We start from the raw sequence: 16173 nt of genomic DNA on the forward strand, positions 1-16173 counted from the left end.
TCACCCGAGGAGGGCCGCGTCCGTCCTCTCGGAGAGGAGCGCGCGTGCCGCCATCCCGATGACCGCGCTGTAGGTCGGGTAGGCGAAGCGGACGCCGGCGAGCGTCGACACGTCGATCCCGGCGGCCATCGCCGTCGTCACGGACTGGATGACCTCGACGGCGTTCTCGCCGACCGCATGCGCGCCGAGGATCAACTCGCGGCGACGGTCCGCGATCAACTTGAGGAACCCGCGCTCGCGGTCGTCGATGACGGCACGGTCGACGTCGCGGTAGGAGACCGTCGCGACCACGCACGAGGCGTCCCTGCTGCGCGCCTCCTCCTCGGAGAACCCGACCCCGGCGTAGTCCGGATCGGTGAAGCCGCCGGCGGGGAGCAGGTGCTGCGGCCTCCGCCGGTTCGCGCCGAGGACCGCGTTCTCCGCCGCCGCCTCACCCTCCGACTGAGCGCCCTGGACGAGCATGTCGCGCCCGTTGGCATCGCCGACCGCGAAGATGTGCGGCACCACGGTGCGGAAGTACTGGTCGACGGGGATGAACGAGCGCTCCCGCTCGACCCCGGCGTTCTCGAGGCCGAGGTCCTCGACGTCGGCCGGCCAGCCGGTGGCCATGATCACCGCGTCGAACTCGGCGGTTCGGCTCTCGCTCCCCCGCCAGGTCATGGTGATCGATCCGTCGTCCGTCCGGTCGAGGCGCTCGACCGTCTCGATGCCGGCCTGCACCTCGATCCCCGCATCGGTGAAGGCGGCGGCGACCGCCTCCGAGATCGAGGCGTCGGAGGCCACCAGCACCCGCGGGGCGACGTCGAGCAGCGTCACCTCCGAGCCGAAGGAGTGGAAGACGGTCACGAGCTGCGCGCCCGTGTTTCCGGCGCCGATGACGGCGACGCGGCGCGGAAGCTCCGGCAGCGAGAGCACGTCCTCGGGCACCGTCGCGAGCTCGGCCCCGGGGATCGGCAGCCGCCTCGAGTGCCCACCGACGCAGATCAGGATGGACTCGGCGGTGACCCGACGTCCGCTGTCGAGCACCAGCGTGGTGTCGTCCTCGAAGCGCGCCCGGCCCTCCTGGATCAGCGTGACGCCCGCCTCCTCGAACCGCTCGGCCTCCCGCTTGATGGACCGGACGGCGTCCACGCGCGCTTGCACGCGGGCCACGATCGCGGGCCAGTCGACCTGCGGGGCGCCGACTCCGATGCCGTAGTCGCCGGCGCTGCGGGCCTCGCGGATGAGGCGGGCCGTCTTCGCAAGGACCCGGGTGGGGACGCACCCGGTGTTGACGCACGTCCCGCCGAGGCGCCCGGCCTCCAGCACGACGACCTTCGCCCCCAGCTCCGCGGCACGCAGGGCGGCGGCGGTGCCGGCGGGCCCGGCGCCGATCACAGCCACGTCGTAGCGGTCGGGTGCCCGGTCTCCGGTGCCGGCTGCCGTCGCTTCCGAGTCGGCGGAATCGTCTGCGCGAGCGTCGTCGGGCTCGGTAGAGCGGGGCATCTCCATGTCGTTGCTCCTTCGTCGTAGCGACGCGGCCGCGGGACGGGCACGTGCCGACGCTCCTCATGGCCGCCGCTCGGGCAGGAGAGGCGGCCGAAGCGGGCCCTCGCTGCCGCGACGCGCGTCAGCGCCCGCCCGGCCCACGCTACCCACCCGGGTCGCATGACGACTGCCCTTGCGCTGAGGCCAGCCGGACGTGATCATCGTGCCCCGGGAACGACGAAGGCCCCCGCTTTCGCGAGGGCCTTCGTCGTTCTTCGTTGCGGGGACAGGATTTGAACCTGCGACCTCTGGGTTATGAGCCCAGCGAGCTACCGAGCTGCTCCACCCCGCGGCACGGTTGTTAACACTACCAGAGTCTCGGAGGGGGTCCGACCGCGGGGCCGGAGGCGGGCCGGATCGGCGTTCGCGGGCCGGTACGCCGGCCCGGATCCGCCGGACCGGCCCGGGTTGCCGAACCCGGGCCCCGCACCGTCGGCCGCGCACGGCCGTCCGGACTGCCGTCGGTCAGGCGGACTGGCGGGCCTGCTCCACGCGGGCGTAGTCGTCCTCGGTGAGCTGGAGCGACGCGGCGGGCAGCCAGCCGTCGATCTGCTCGGGGCTGCGGGCGCCGACGATCGCACCGGTGACTCCGGGGAAGCCCAGCGTCCACGCCACCGCGGCGGCCGCGGCACTCACCCCGTGCTTCTCCCCCACCTCGGCGAGCGCAGCGGCCACGGCGAGGTTCCGGTCGAGGTTGGTCGTGAAGTCGGGGCTGCGGCGGCGCCAGTCGTTCTCGGCCAGCGACTCGACCCGCTCGCGGGTGAAGGCGCCGGTGAGCAGGCCGGAGCCCATGGGGCTGTAGACGATCACGCCGGTCTCGTGCTCCGCGCACCACGGCAGCAGGTCCTCCGCGGTCTCCTGCCGGATGGCGGAGAACGGCGGCTGGAGCGTGTCCACGTGACCGACCGCCTCTGCGGCCTCCAGCTGCTCGACGCCGTGGTTGCTGAGCCCGATGGCGCGCACCTTGCCGCTCTCGCGCAGCTCGACGAACGCCTGCCAGTACTCCTCGACCGGCGTCCCGTCCTCAGCAGGCCAGTGCATCTGGTAGAGATCGATGCGGTCGACCTGCAGCCGGCGCAGCGAGTCCTCGACGCGGGTTCGGATCGACTCCGGATCGCCGACGCGCTTCGACGCAGCGCGTCGGTTCTCCTCGTCCCACACCAGGCCGCCCTTGGTGAAAACAAGCGGGCGGTCGGCCGCGGGCAGGTCCTGCAGTGCCCGCCCGACCACTTCCTCCGAGTGGCCGGTGCCGTAGATGGCGGCGGTGTCGATCCAGTTGATCCCTCGCTCGACAGCGTGGTGGATCGCCGCGATCGACACCTCGTCGTCCTGCGGACCCCAGCTGTTGGCGCCCTCGGTGCCGCCGAGGGCCCAGGCGCCGAAGCCGACCCGAGTGATCTCCATGTCGGTCCGCCCGAGCCGGGCGACGGGAAGTGACGTCTGCATGCTCTTCCTCCTCCTGCTCGACGCTATCGGGCCGCCGACAGCTCCGCGACGTCCTCGTCCGTCAGCTCGAGCTCGGCGGCCTTCGCCGAGTCCCGGATGCTCTCGGGGCGCGAGGCGCCGGGGATCGGAATCACGACGTCCGCGAGGGCGAGCTGCCAGGCGAGGCAGACCTGCTGCGGGCTCACGTCGTACTTCTGCGCCACGCGGGCGAAGGCCTCGTACGCGGTGCCGAGGCCACCCGCCTTGCCGATGCCGCCGAGCGGGCTCCAGGGCAGGAAGGCGATGCCAAGCTCGGTGCACAGCTCGAGCTCGGGCTCGCTGCTGCGGAACGCCGGCGAGAACTGGTTCTGCACCGACACGAGCCGTCCGCCCAGGATCTCCTGGGACAGCCGGATGCGCTCCGGGTTCGCGTTCGAGATGCCGGCCATGCGGATGACGCCCTCGTCCAGGAGATCCCGGATGGCGCCCACCGAGTCCTCGTAGGGCACCTCGGGGTCGGGGCGGTGGAACTGGTAGAGGCCGATCACGTCGACGCCGAGCCGGCGGGCGGACTCCTTCACCGCCTCCTTGAGGTACTCGGGACGCCCGTCGAGCGTCCAGGACCCGTCGCCGGGACGGAGATGGCCGCCCTTCGTGGCGACGAGGACGTGCGACGTGTCGGAGCCGTAAGTGGCGAGCGCCTTGGCGATCAGGCTCTCGTTGTGGCCGACGTCGTCCGCGTGCAGGTGGTAGGAGTCCGCGGTGTCGATGAGGGTGACCCCCGCATCCAGCGCGGCGTGGATGGTCGCGATGGACCGCTCCTCGTCCGGGCGTCCCTCGATCGACATGGGCATCCCGCCCAGTCCGATCGCGCTGACCTCGACGTCTCCGATGACCCTGTTGCGCATCCTCGCACTCCCCTTCGTCGGTTCGACGCTAGGCGGGGCCTTTCGTACTGTCAAACGACAAATCAGGGTTGACGAGGCGGCGGAGCGGCCGTCGCCCTTGCCCTCGCGCCCTCAGGCAGCGCCGGCTCGGATCCCCGGGGAAGCCGCCACCAGGGCGGCTCAGGGACCGGGGATCCGAGCGTGCTGCTACTGAGTGGCTGCGGTGTTGGCCGCCGCTCCGGACGCGGCGACCGCGCGCTCGATCGCATCCTGGAGGCGGGCGTCCGCCTCGGCTGCGGCGACGAGGTCGTTGTTGCGGTAGGCGGCCTCACGGTCCTGGAGCGCCTGGTTGGCGTCCTGGAGGGCCTGCTGCAGCTCCGGGTTGTCGACGGGCACGGCGGGCGGCGTGTCGGTGCCGCCGTCAGTCCCTCCGTCGGTGCCGTCGGTGCCGCCGTCGGTCCCTCCGTCCGTGCCACCGTCGGTCGTGCCCTCGCCCGCCTCGGGCGGCACGTCCTCGTCCCCGGCGTCCGCGCCGGAGTCGCCGCCGAAGAGGCTGTCGAGCGCCGCGTCGAGGGTGTCCTCGAACGCGATCTCGTCACCGAAGGAGACGAGGACCTTGCGCAGCAGCGGGAACGCGGTCTCACCGCTCGACCGGACGTAGACCGGCTGCACGAACAGCAGGCCGCCGCCGACGGGCAGGGTCAGCAGGTTGCCTCGGTCGATGGACGTGTCGCCCCGGGTGAGCAGCGCCAGCTGGTTGGCCACATCGGTGTCCGAGTTGAAGGCGTTCTGCACCTGACCGGGACCGGGGACGTTGTTCGGGAGGGTGAGCAGCCGCAGCTTCCCGTAGTCCTCCGCGACCGAGCCCTCCTCGCCTCCGGCGTCCGAGTTGACCGCGAGGTACCCCGTGAGGATCGACCGGCTCTCGGCGCCGGTCCTGTTCGGGATGAACGTCGAGTACAGCGAGTACGCGGGGCTCTCGGCGCCGGGGATCTGCATCGTCAGGTAGTACGGCGGCTGCAGCGTCGGGTTCGAGGCCGGCGAGGTCGGGTCGTTCGGCGCCCGCCAGGCGTCGTCCCGCTGGTACCAGGAGCCGGCGTCGGTGACGTGGTACTGACCGAGCACCGAGCGCTGCACCTTGAACAGGTCAGCGGGATACCGCACGTGGCTGATCAGAGCCGCGGACATCTCGGTCATAGGGCGCAGCTCGTTCGGGAAGACCTTCTGCCACGACGCGATGATCGGGTCCTCCTCGTCCCAGACGTAGAGGGTGACCGAGCCGTCGTAGGCGTCCACGGTGGCCTTCACCGAGTTGCGGATGTAGTTGATGTCGTCGACGGCATACGCCGGCGCGGGCGTGTAGGTGTCGGCGATCGACTCGCTGAGGCTCCGCGTGCTCGAGTACGGGTACGCCGACGACGTGGTGTAGCCGTCGATGATCCACTTGATCCGGCCGTCGACGACCGCCGGGTAGGCGTCGGAGTCGAGGGTGAGGTAGGGCGCGACCTTCTCGACGCGGGTCTTCGGGTCGCGGTCGTAGAGGATCTGCGACTCGGAGCTGACCGCGTTCGAGAGGAACACCTGCTCGGACTGGAACTTCAGCGCGTAGACGAGCCTCGTGAACCAGTTGTTGAGCTGGGGTCCGCCGTCGCCCTCGAAGGTCGTGTAGACCTGCGTGTCGTCCTCGCCGCCGCCCGACGGGTAGTCGAGCTCGATGGGCTCGGTGCCCTCGGGGGCGCCGACGATCGAGTAGGTCGGCGAGTTCTCGCCGAAGTAGACGCGCGGCTGGTACTCGCCGAGCTCGCCGCTCGTCGGGATGCCGGACTCGAGGAACACCGGCTGCCCGTCCGCCGAGCGCTGGTTGCCGTAGGCCGCGACGACGCCGTAGCCGTGGGTGTAGACGACGGTGCGGTTGTACCAGGTCTGGCCCTCGCCGAGCCCGTCCTGGTTGAGCTCGCGGACGGCGACCACGGTGTCCTGCGTGGTGCCGCCGATGTCGTACCGGTCGACGTCGAGGTCCCGGGCGAACGCGTAGTACTGCCGGAACTGCTGCAGCTGGCCGAAGGAGGGCGACACGATGGCCGGGTCCAGGATGCGGATGTTCGCCGTCGTCTCGGCGTCCTCGCGGAGCGCGCCGGGCGTCGCCTCCGTCGTCGCCTCGTAGGGGATCTCCTCGACGTCGTCGACGCCGTACGCCTGGCGCGTCATGTCGATGTTGCGCTGGATGTACGGGCGCTCGAGGCTCAGCTCGCTCGGATCGACCTGGAAGCGCTGGATGACCCAGGGGTAGATCGAGCTTGCGATGAGGCTCGTGACGATCAGGAGCGCCGTGCCGATAACCGGCAGGCGCCAGCGGCCGATGACCGCCGTCACGAGGAACAGGAGGGCGACGATGCCGGCGACGAGTGCGACGATCACGCGCGCCGGGATCGTGCCGTTCACGTCCGCGTAGCTCGCGCCCGTGATGAGTCCGCCGCTCTGGGAGAGCGTGAGGAACTGGTCGAGGTAGATGCTGAGCGCCTGCAGCCCCACGTAGAGGGCCGCGATCACGGCGATCTGGATGCGGGCCGCCTTCGAGATCCGCACCTCGCGTCCGCTGACCCGCACCGCCCCGTACAGGTAGGTCGTCGCGAGGGTGGCGAGGCCGGCGACGAGCACGACCGCGGACGCGAAGGCGACGAGCCCGTGCAGGAACGGGAGCTCGAACAGGTAGAAGGAGACGTCGAGGCCGAACTGGGGATCCGTCGTGCCGGTCGGCGTCCTGTTCAGGTAGAGCAGCACGGGCTGCCAGCGGGTCGACGCGGACACGCCCGCGAAGAGGCCGACCACCGCGGGGATGCCGAACATCGCGAGGCGGCGCAGCGGCTCGATCACCTGCTGGTAGCGGTCCAGCTGCGAGTTGAGGCGCGCGTAGATCGGCCGGAACCGGTAGGCGAAGAAGATCGCCAGGAAGACCGGCACCGCCATGCCGAGGAAGCCGGCGAAGAAGAGCCCGATCCCGGCTCCCCACTCCGTGAGCAGGACGGGCAGGAAGCCGAGCTGGTCGAACCAGAGGATGTCGGCGTAGAGTCCGGCGAAGACGAAGAAGAGGATCAGGAGACCCGCCACGATGCCCGCCGTGATGGCGAGTGTGGCGCGGTTCCTGCGGCGTGGCGCGGCGGCTGTGGTCGTCACGGTGCTGAGCCTATCTCGCGTCACATGTGGGTAATCCGGACGTGCCTGCGCCCTCAGCGATCACGTTCAGCGCCTCGAGCGCGTCGTCCAGCGTGGCCACCGCGACGACGTTCAGACCGTCGGGAACGTGGCCGACGACCTCGGCGCAGTCCCCCTCCGGAGCGAGGAACCAGGTGGCGCCGGCCTCGCGTGCGCCGTACATCTTCTGCCGGATCCCGCCGATCTCGCCGATGACGCCCTCGGCGTCGATCGTGCCCGTCCCCGCCACGCGCTCGCCGCCGGTGAGGGAGCCGGGCGTGAGCTTGTCGTAGATGCCGAGGGCGAACATCATCCCGGCGCTCGGGCCGCCGACGTTCGGCAGCTCGATGTCCACCTCGAAGGGGAACTCGTACGAGATGGCCACGCCGACTCCCATGATCACCTGGCCCTCGCGCTCGACCGGCGTGAGGGTCTCGGTGCGCGGGGCCCCGTCGCGGAGGACGCCGAGGCTCAGCGGCGACTCCGTCCCGTTCTCCGCGACCAGGCGGCGCAGCTCCGGCAGGCCTTCGACGGGCTCGTCGTTCACCGTCACGATCTGGTCCCCGTCCTCGAGGACGCCTTCGGCGGGCAGCCCGGCCTCGACCGCCTGGACCGTGAGCGTCCGCGGGATCTCGTAGCCGAGCTCCGTGAGCGACGCGGCGACGGCCTCCTGCTGCGAGTTCTCCATCTGCAGCCGGCTCTGCGTCTCGCTCTCCTCCACCGAGTACCCCGTCGGGAACGCCGCCTCGAGCGGCTTCACCGACCGGCGCGGATCGAACCAGGCGAGCGCGACCCGGAGGAGGTCGGGCGTGCGGACGGGACTGCCGACGACGGTCACGGTGAGCACGTCGAGGCTGCCGTCCGTCTCGTAGGTCTGCTCGCCCTCGATCGTGATGAGGGGGTCGCCCTCGAGGCTTCCGAGGGCGTCGTACACGGGCCCCGGCTGCTCGATCACGTACCCGGACGGGCTGACCCCCAGCCCGACGACGAGGGCGACGGCGACGCTGACCAGCACCCAGCCGAGGCGGCTGCGGTCGCGCCGGGGAGGCAGCGAGCGCAGGGGGACCGCCTGGCGCAGGTCGGTGGGGCTGGTCACGGCGGCTCTCGTCGATCGGGTCCTTCCCTCGGGTGCCGCGCGGACGGCGTCGCGGAAGGACGGTGCGGGGTGTTCGCGGTGGGCAGAAGGACCGGGACACGGCCCGGACGTGCGGCCCAGGGTCCCGCACTACCGTAGATCCTGCGCGAGCGCCCCTGAGAACCCGCCACGAAGCGTTTCCGGGGACCTGAGCGGAAGGAGCGCACGATGCCGGCCGAGGACCAGGACCCCGAGGACGACCTGCAGGAGATCCTCCGCGAGCTCCTGTCGGGCGGCGCGGGCGTCGACCCCGCGAAGTTGGCCGGAGCGGCCGGGCTCCCCGCGGACCCCGAGACGATGGCGCGGCTGATCGCCCAGATCCAGGGCGCGATGAGCGGCGCCGCGGACGGCATCAACTGGCAGGTCGCCACCGACCAGGCCAAGGCCGTCGCGTCCCGCACGAGCTTCACGCCGACCGACCAGCAGCGCCGCGACCTCGACCAGGCCATGCATGTGGCCTCGCTCTGGCTCGACGAGGCGACCACCGTCTCCGCGCTCCCCGAGGCGCCGCGCATCATGACCCGCGTGCAGTGGATCGAGCAGACCATGCCGTTCTGGTCGCAGCTCGCAGAGCCGGTCGCGACCAGCATCGCCGACGCCCTCACCGGGGTGCTGCAGGAGCAGGCGCCCGAGGGCCTGGCCGGGATGATGCAGAACGCGGGACGGCTCGTCCGCGGCGTGGGCGGGACCCTCTTCGCGGTCCAGCTCGGCCAGGTCGTCGGCGCGCTGAGCGCCGAGGTGATCTCGGGCGGCGACGTCGGCATCCCCCTCCTGGAGGACCGGGCCGCGATGCTCCCCCAGAACCTGGAGGCGTTCGGCAGCGGGCTCGACATCCCCGCCGACCAGGTGGCGCTGTACCTCTCGGTCCGCGAGATGGCGCACGCGCGGCTGTTCCGGCACGCGCGGTGGCTGCGCATGCGGCTCGTGACTGCGATCACCGAGTTCGCGCGCGGCATCCGCATCGACACCGACAAGGTGGAGGAGCTCGCCTCGAGCTTCGACCCGAGCGACCCCGAGACGCTGCGCCAGGCGCTCGTCAGCGGCGCGCTCATCCCGCCGAAGACGGACGCGCAGCAGACCGCGCTCGCCCGGCTGGAGACGATGCTCGCCCTCGTCGAGGGCTGGGTCGACGTCGTCACGGCGCACGCCACGGCCCGCCTGCCGAAGTCGGACGCCATCGCCGAGACGGTGCGGCGCCGCCGCGCCGCAGGCGGTCCCGCGGAATCCGCCTTCGCGACGCTCGTCGGTCTGGAGCTGCGGCCCCGGCGCCTCCGTGAGGCGGCCGCCATGTGGCAGATCGTCGGCGACACGCTCGGGCCCGAGAGGCGCGACGAGCTGTGGTCGCACCCGGACCTGCTCCCCGGCTCGGCCGACATCGACGACCCGGAGGCGCTCGTCCGTCGGCTCCAAGAGCCGGCGGCGTCGGACGACGTCGACCAGGCGCTCGAGGACCTGCTGCGCGACGACGGACCCGACCGCCCCCAGGAGTAGCGGGCCGCCCTTGCCGCCGCCGGGCGGTTTGCGCCGATCAGGAGTTCCGGCTGCGCGCACGGCGTGTCGTCCTGAGCCGCGCGGAAAACCGGCCGCGCGTCCTGAACGGCGTCGGATCTCCTGATCCGCGCAGGTGCGGTTCGGTGAGGGGCGGGGCTGGGGATAACCGTGGGAGCCGTCGCGGATGGGGCACCATGCCCGCCATGGTTCTCCGCGTCGACCCCCGCCTCAGCCTCGTGTGGCGCACGCCGCACACCCTTCAGATCGGCGCAGATCGCCCGGGCCGGCTCCTCGAGGTGACGCCCGGCGAGGAGCATCTCCTCGCGGCGCTGCGCATCGGCACGACCCGCGGCGGCCTCGCCGTCGTCGCGCAGGCGGCGGGACTGCCACCGGACGCCGCGGAGTCCCTGCTCGTGCGGCTGGGTGACGCCGTCGTCGCCGGCCCGCCGCCGCAGCAGGACCTCGCGGTCGTCGTCGAGCACACCGGGCTCGGCAGGGCGGCGGGCACGATCGCCGCCGCCCTCACGTCGGCCGGCGCGCGGCTCGTCGGTCGCGACGATCCGGACGTGCAGCTCGCCCTGCCGCTCGCGGCGCACGTCCTCGCCCCCGGCAGCGGCGCCGGCTGGCTCGGACGGGACGTGCCGCACCTCCCCGTCGTGTTCGGCGACGCCGAGGTGGAGGTCGGGCCGCTCGTGCTGCCCGGGCGGACCGGCTGCCTCGCCTGCGTGACCCGGCGGCGCCTCGCGGAGGACCCGGGATGGGCGGCGGTCGCGGCCCAGCTCCTGCACGGCGGGCATCCGGCAGCGGCGGCTGGATCCCCGGTTCTCGTCCACCAGGCGGTGGTCGTGCTGCTGCGCGCCGTCGGCGAGATCGCCGCGGGGCGCCGCAGCGGGTTGGAGGGCAGGTCTGTGCGGCTGCGAGCGGAGGGACAGGTCAGCGAGCGGCGCTGGCCCCCTGCTCTCGGCTGTTTGTGCGGCGCTCTTCCGGATGCGCACGCCGAGCGGCCGGCGACGGCGGGGCCGCCGAGGACGGCAGCCGCCCGGATCGCTCACGCCTGACGGCGCGGCTGCATGGGGGTGCTTCGGCCGGTCAGGCCGGGCGGGATGCGCGAGCGGAGACGTGCTCGTCAGCGGGCAGGTCGCCGCGCCTCACCGCCTGCACCAGCCGTGCATGGTCCGCCTCGGTCTGGTCCGCGTAGGCCCGGGCGAAGCGGGCCATCGCCCGATCGACCCGGTCGGAGGATCCGCAGTAGCCCGCGATCATCGACGCGCCGCTGGTCCTCGCGTGGCCCTTCGCGAGGAGCCGGCCGACGATCCCGGCGTAGTCGGTGAGCGCGGGCGCGTCGATGGCGTCCACCGCGATCGCGCCCTTCATGTTGCGGAACTGCCGGACGTAGTACTGCCGATCGCCGATGCTCGTCCAGCCGAGGAGCGGATCCGACACGGTCTGGAGGGCCTGCTGGTACTCGACGACCCGCTGGCCCTGGTGCGCGTGCCAGGCGGAGTCGCCGTGGACGTGCGGTCCGAGCACCGACCGTCGCGCCTGCTTCAGCTGCAGGAAGAGCACGTCGTCGGGGCTGCTGCCCTCGAGCAGCGCCACGTACGCGCGCAGGCCCACGCTGCCGACGCCGACCACCTTGTGGGCGACGTCGATCACGGTGTAGCCGCCCACCACGCGACGCCAGTGCGGGGCGAGCGTCCGCAGGTAGTCGTCGAGGGCCGCCCCGATCTGCTCCTGCTCCGCCTCGGGCAGCCGGGTGATCAGGGGCGGGTCGGCGACGATCTGCCGTCGGCCCTCGCTCTCGCGGGTGAAGCGGGGAAGGGCGCGGTCGTTGGTCCGCTTCCGCGCGCGACGCACCGACCGCTCGATCTCGTCCCGCAGCGACTGCTCGCGAGTCGTCTCGTGCAGGCGCCCGGCATCGAGACGGGTGAAGGATCGGGTCAGCAGCGGCTGGTCGGCGAGGAAGCGGACCTCCTCGCGATAGGAGGCGACGCAGAAGCGGACGGACTCCTCGCACTGGTCCTCGCTCGCCCCGTTCTCCCGCCCGGCCACCCAGACGCTCGCGACGAGCCGGCGCAGGTCCCACTCCCAGCTGCCGGGGTGCGCCTCGTCGAAGTCGTTCAGGTCGAGGACGAGGTCGCCCTCGGGCGATGCGTAGAAGCCGAAGTTTCCGAGGTGGGCGTCGCCGCAGACGACCGGAGTGATCCCGGTGGCCGGCAGGCGGGCGACGTCCTCGGCCATCACGTTCGCGCTGCCGCGGAGGAAGCTGTACGGGGACGTGACCATGCGCCCGATGCGGACGGGGATCAGCCAGGACAGCCGGCCCTCGTGAGCCGAGCGGACGAGGTCGACCGGGTCCGGCCGGTCGTGCGACGGGGACCAGGCGCCGAGGCTCGAGCGCGGGACGGAGTGCCGCAGCGCGCGTCCCATCGCATACCGCTCCTTACGGGAGGTCGGCCTGCGCCGGACGGAGGCGAAGGCGTCGCTGTCCGCGGAGGCCAGGACGATGTGGCCGTTCGCCCGCTCCGGGCTCGACGGCGCCCGGCCCTCGAGATCGATCCCGTGCGCGTGCTCCTCGCCCATGCCGCCTCCTCGAAGCGTCACAGTACCGGCGACGCCGCACCGTCCGCGGCCGCGGGTCAGGGCGCGGCGGTCGCGACCCGCTCGCGGATGCCGCTGCCGAGCTCCTCGAGGAAGCGCGACGGCTCCCGCACGGAGGACCGGTGCGGTCCCGCCGCCGCCCAGGACAGCCGCAGCGCGGAGCGCGCCCGGGTGATGCCGACGTAGAGGAGGCGGCGCTCCTCCTCGATCGCCGCCGGCGTCTTGGCGTACGCGATGGGGAGGTATCCCTCCGACAGGCCCGCGAGGTAGACGCGCTCCCACTCGAGGCCCTTGGCGGAGTGCAGGGTCGCGAGCGTCACCGCGTCGACCGTCGGCTCGTGCTGTGCCGCCTGACGCTCGGCGAGGTCCTCGACGAACTGGGGCAGCGTCGTCCCGGGGGGCGCCTCCTCGGCGAGGCCCATGAGCGTGTCGAGCGACTCCCACCGGTCCCGGACCGCGCCCGCGGCGTCCGGCGGCGACTGCGACCAGCCGAGCGAGCGGAGGACGTCGCTCACCGTCTTGAACAGCGGCTCCTGGGAGAGGGTCAGGGCGGCGGCGCGGAGCATCATCAGCGCCTCCTTCACCTCCCGCCGCTCGAAGAACCGCTCGGAGCCTCGGACCGCGCAGGCGATCCCGCGCTCCGCGAACGCGGACTCGAACGCGGCCGACTGCGAGTTGACGCGGTAGAGCACGGCGATGTCGCGGGCCCGCTCGCCCGCCGCGATGCGGGCGGCGACGTCGTCCGCGATCGACCGGGCCTCCGCCTGCTCGGTCGGGTACCGCTCGAGCTCCGGCTCGCCGCCCGATCCGCCGGTCGAGACGAGGGTGAGCGCGCCCGGCCTGTCGCGCATGAGCCGGTTGGCCGCGGCGATCACGCCCGGCGCGGAGCGGTAGTTCCGCTCGAGCCGGATGACCGCGGCCTCCGGGTAGCGGGCGCCGAAGTCGAGCAGGTAGTCCGCGCGTGCCCCGGCGAAGGAGTAGATGGTCTGGCTCGCGTCCCCCACGACGCAGACGTCGCGCCGGTCGCCGAGCCAGACCGCGAGCAGCTGCTGCTGCAGCGGGGATACGTCCTGGTACTCGTCGACGACGAAGAACCGGTACTGCTCCCGGACGTGCTGGGCAACCCTCGGCTCCTCCTCGATCATCCCGATCGTGGCAAGGAGCACGTCCTCGAAGTCGAGCTGCCGGCGGGCGTCCTTGAGGTCCTCGTAGGAGCGCTGCACGGCCGTCGCCCGGCGCGGGTCGAGCCCCTCGGGCAGCGCCCGGCGCTCGGCGCGCTCCTCGTACTGCTCGAGCGAGAGGCCGCTCACCTTCCGCCACTCGATCTCGGCCGCGAGGTCGCGGAGGGCGGCGGTGTCGACGCGGACGCCGACGCTCTCGGCCGCCTGGGCGAGCAGGCGCGCCTTGCTGTCGAGGACGCGCGGCAGCGTCCCGCCCACGACCTGCGGCCAGAAGTAGCTCAGCTGGGCGAGTGCGGCGGAGTGGAAGGTCCGCGCCTGCACGCCCGCGGCGCCCAGCGCGCGGAGCCGCGACTTGAGCTCGCCGGCGGCGCGGGTCGTGAACGTGAGCGCCATGACGCGGCTCGGCGGGTACGCGCCGGACGCGACGCCGTAGGCGATGCGATGGGTGATCGCGCGGGTCTTGCCGGTGCCCGCACCGGCCAGCAGGCAGACGGGTCCGAGGAGCGTCTCCGCCGCCACCCTCTGCTCGGGGTCGAGTCCGGCCAGCAGGTCCTCGGCGGTCACCGGGCCCCTCCCGGCGAGCGCCGCGGAGGCCTCACGGAGCGTCGAGGGGGCCGCCGAACCACTGCTCGATGATCGCACGAGCGATGGACGTCCGGCCCGGGATGCCGATGGTGCGGTTCGCGTCCGTCAGCTCGTCCCGGCTGAACCAGCGGAGGTCGATGAGCTCGACCCCGTCCGGCACCGGCTCGGCCGGGCCCGCCGGGTCGAGGCGGGCGCGGAACCCGATCATGATCGAGGCGGGGAACGGCCACGGCTGCGACCCGACGTAGACGGGATCGACGACGGTGAGACCCGACTCCTCGCGCACCTCGCGGATGACCGCACTCTCGAGCGACTCCCCCGGCTCGACGAAGCCCGCGAGGATCGAGTACCGCTCCCCGCCCCACAGCGCGTTGGCGCCGAGCAGCAGCCGGTCCTGCCCGTCGACGACCCCCATGATGACCGCGGGGTCGGTGCGCGGGAAGACGTGGTGACCGCCCGCCTCGTCGTCCTGTCCCTCGGGATGCCGGACCCAGCCTCCCTGCGCCGGGAGCGTCGGCTGCCCGGTGCGCGGCGAGTAGCCGTGGGACGCGTGCCAGTTGGTGATCGCGAGCGCCTGGGTGAAGAGTCCCGCGTCGAGGGCGTCGAGGTCCGCGCCGAGCCGGCGGAGGTCGCCCCAGCGCTCGGGGTCCGGTTCGAGGGCCGCGGCGGCCGCCTCGTCGACGACCGCGGCGACGATCGGCGCGCCGGAAGCCTGCCCCTCGAGGGCGCGGCCGAGGTAGACGAGCAGGTCGGCGCCCGGCAGCGACGCGAGCGGGACGAGGCGGAGGCGGGGCCGGTCGCCGTCCTCCATCAGGGCGGAGCCGCGACGCAGGACGACCGCGCGGGTCAGCGGATCGGCGCGGAGCTCGTCGACCAATCCGGGGCGTGACCGGGTCAGATAGTCCCGGTCGACGGCCGAACGGGACAGCGCGAGGCGCGAGGTGAGCGATCCGGTCATCGACCTGCGCATTCTGCGTGGCGAACGGCTGGGGAGAGGGGGTGCAGACCTACCCTTGGCGGTATGGCCAGATCCCACCTCACTCTAGCCGCGCTGGCCACATCGGCCGTCGAAGGGCTCGATGTCGCGGCGGCGCAGCCCTTCAGCTCGAACCGTCACGGCGACTTCGACACCGCCCTGATCACGGCCCGGGACGGCAGCCACTACCTCGTCCGCGTCCCCAACTCCGACGCCGCCGAGGCGGCGCAGAACGCGGAGCTCACGGCTCTGGCCTCGCTCAGCTCCGGCGTCCGGTCCCGGCTGCCGTTCGCGCTGTCCTCCTTCGTGGGCCAGACCCTTCTGCGCTCCCCCGACGGCCGGCCCGCGCGCCGCGCGACGGTCTACGAGTTCGTCTACGGCCGGCGGGTGCGGCTCGAGCGCCTGTTCCCCGGTCCGCTGCCCGCGTCCATCGGCCGGGCGATCGGCGCGATCCACTCGCTGCCCTCGGGCTTCATCGTCGACGCCGGGCTCCCGGTCGTGACGGCGATCGACAGCCTTCGCTCGGTCGTCGGCGTCATGGACCGCGCGGCCGCGACCTCCCTCGTTCCGGCACAGCTGCTGTCTCGCTGGGAGAGCGCGACCGACGACACGACGCTGTGGCAGTACCAGCCGACCGTGATCCACGGCGCGATGAACGCGGACGCGCTGCTCCAGTCGGACGACGCGGTCGTCGGTGTCCTCGGCTGGTCGGACCTGCGCGTGGGCGACCCGGCGCGCGACCTGTCCTGGGTCCTGTCGGCGCCGAGCCCCGAGACGGTCGACCAGGTCTTCGAGGCGTACGGGGACACCCGCCACGGCACCGACATCGGCGAGCTCCGCCGCCGCGCCATGCTGTACGCCGAGCTCGAGCTCGCGAAGTGGCTGCTGTTCGGCTTCGACACGAAGGACAGCACCATCGTCGACGACGCGGTGCAGATGCTCGATGTCCTCGTGAAGAGCGTGCAGGGCCACACGGCGGCCGGCCTGGCGCACGAGACGGGCCCGATCCTGGACGTCGAGGAGGTCGAGCGGATGCTCGACCAGCGCCCCCAGGTCGCGTTCGACCACAGGACCCGCAGCTCCCTCTCGGAGTAGTCCTCCTCACGGGGACCGTCGCTCAGCAGGAACTTCGCTCGTTCAGCAGGAACTGCGCTCGTCCAGCAGGCGGGATCA

The 16173-nt window shown here is 72.6% G+C and carries 11 protein-coding genes and 1 tRNA gene; 3 read left to right on the forward strand and 9 right to left on the reverse strand.

Features of this window, described 5'->3' with window-relative positions:
• From J3P30_RS02330 to J3P30_RS02355, 6 genes are all read right to left on the reverse strand, one after another.
• Entirely contained in the window at nt 1–1491 is a 1491-nt protein-coding gene (locus J3P30_RS02330) for an NAD(P)/FAD-dependent oxidoreductase (RefSeq protein WP_246852690.1), read from the reverse strand.
• Nucleotides 1492–1745: 254 nt separating this feature from the next.
• Nucleotides 1746–1819: transfer RNA gene (locus tag J3P30_RS02335), tRNA-Met, on the reverse strand.
• Nucleotides 1820–1992: 173 nt separating this feature from the next.
• A complete protein-coding gene (locus tag J3P30_RS02340) occupies nt 1993–2973 on the reverse strand; it encodes an aldo/keto reductase (RefSeq protein WP_210479343.1) in 981 nt (326 codons plus the stop codon).
• A gap of 23 nt (nt 2974–2996) precedes the next feature.
• On the reverse strand, nt 2997–3860 hold the full coding sequence (locus J3P30_RS02345) for an aldo/keto reductase (protein WP_210479344.1): 864 nt from the start codon (nt 3858–3860) through the stop codon (nt 2997–2999).
• A 186-nt stretch (nt 3861–4046) separates the two neighbouring features.
• Entirely contained in the window at nt 4047–7013 is a 2967-nt protein-coding gene (locus J3P30_RS02350; protein ID WP_210479345.1) for a UPF0182 family protein, read from the reverse strand.
• A 10-nt stretch (nt 7014–7023) separates the two neighbouring features.
• Nucleotides 7024–8127 (reverse strand): S16 family serine protease, encoded by a 1104-nt coding sequence (locus J3P30_RS02355; protein WP_307807365.1) that lies wholly within the window; start codon nt 8125–8127, stop codon nt 7024–7026.
• A gap of 207 nt (nt 8128–8334) precedes the next feature.
• Here J3P30_RS02355 and J3P30_RS02360 point away from each other — a divergent pair, with 207 nt between their 5' ends.
• Nucleotides 8335–9657: a zinc-dependent metalloprotease gene (locus tag J3P30_RS02360; RefSeq protein ID WP_210479346.1), complete on the forward strand. Its 1323-nt coding sequence runs from the start codon at nt 8335–8337 to the stop codon at nt 9655–9657.
• A gap of 203 nt (nt 9658–9860) precedes the next feature.
• On the forward strand, nt 9861–10715 hold the full coding sequence (locus J3P30_RS02365) for a TOMM precursor leader peptide-binding protein (protein ID WP_210479347.1): 855 nt from the start codon (nt 9861–9863) through the stop codon (nt 10713–10715).
• 31 nt (nt 10716–10746) lie between these two features.
• Here the strand turns inward: J3P30_RS02365 and J3P30_RS02370 are convergent, their stop codons facing one another.
• The 3 genes from J3P30_RS02370 to nudC are packed head-to-tail and all read right to left on the reverse strand — an operon-like array spanning nt 10747 to nt 14982.
• Nucleotides 10747–12240, reverse strand: coding sequence for a DUF2252 domain-containing protein (locus J3P30_RS02370; RefSeq protein WP_210479348.1), 1494 nt, complete (start codon nt 12238–12240; stop codon nt 10747–10749).
• Nucleotides 12241–12296: 56 nt separating this feature from the next.
• Nucleotides 12297–14003: an ATP-dependent helicase gene (locus J3P30_RS02375; RefSeq protein WP_210479349.1), complete on the reverse strand. Its 1707-nt coding sequence runs from the start codon at nt 14001–14003 to the stop codon at nt 12297–12299.
• Nucleotides 14004–14034: 31 nt separating this feature from the next.
• Nucleotides 14035–14982 carry an NAD(+) diphosphatase gene (gene nudC, locus J3P30_RS02380; protein WP_210479350.1) on the reverse strand — a complete coding sequence of 316 codons (948 nt, stop codon included), beginning with the start codon at nt 14980–14982 and terminating at the stop codon, nt 14035–14037.
• Between the two features lie 63 nt (nt 14983–15045).
• Between nudC and J3P30_RS02385 the strand changes: the two genes are divergently transcribed.
• The gene (locus J3P30_RS02385) at nt 15046–16095 is read left to right on the forward strand and encodes a phosphotransferase (RefSeq protein WP_210479351.1); all 1050 of its coding nucleotides are present in this window, start codon (nt 15046–15048) and stop codon (nt 16093–16095) included.
• The last annotated feature ends 78 nt before the right edge of the window (nt 16096–16173 follow it).

This window comes from Naasia sp. SYSU D00948 (assembly GCF_017916515.1).
Classification (GTDB): Bacteria; Actinomycetota; Actinomycetes; order Actinomycetales; family Microbacteriaceae; genus Naasia.

Coding starts and splice junctions, on each gene's coding strand:
- J3P30_RS02330 (WP_246852690.1), bottom strand. CDS start 1,491: ATGGAGATGCCCCGCTCTACCGAGCCCGACGACGCTCGCGCAGACGAT.
- J3P30_RS02340 (WP_210479343.1), bottom strand. CDS start 2,973: ATGCAGACGTCACTTCCCGTCGCCCGGCTCGGGCGGACCGACATGGAG.
- J3P30_RS02345 (WP_210479344.1), bottom strand. CDS start 3,860: ATGCGCAACAGGGTCATCGGAGACGTCGAGGTCAGCGCGATCGGACTG.
- J3P30_RS02360 (WP_210479346.1), top strand. CDS start 8,335: ATGCCGGCCGAGGACCAGGACCCCGAGGACGACCTGCAGGAGATCCTC.
- J3P30_RS02365 (WP_210479347.1), top strand. CDS start 9,861: ATGGTTCTCCGCGTCGACCCCCGCCTCAGCCTCGTGTGGCGCACGCCG.
- J3P30_RS02370 (WP_210479348.1), bottom strand. CDS start 12,240: ATGGGCGAGGAGCACGCGCACGGGATCGATCTCGAGGGCCGGGCGCCG.
- nudC (WP_210479350.1), bottom strand. CDS start 14,982: ATGACCGGATCGCTCACCTCGCGCCTCGCGCTGTCCCGTTCGGCCGTC.
- J3P30_RS02385 (WP_210479351.1), top strand. CDS start 15,046: ATGGCCAGATCCCACCTCACTCTAGCCGCGCTGGCCACATCGGCCGTC.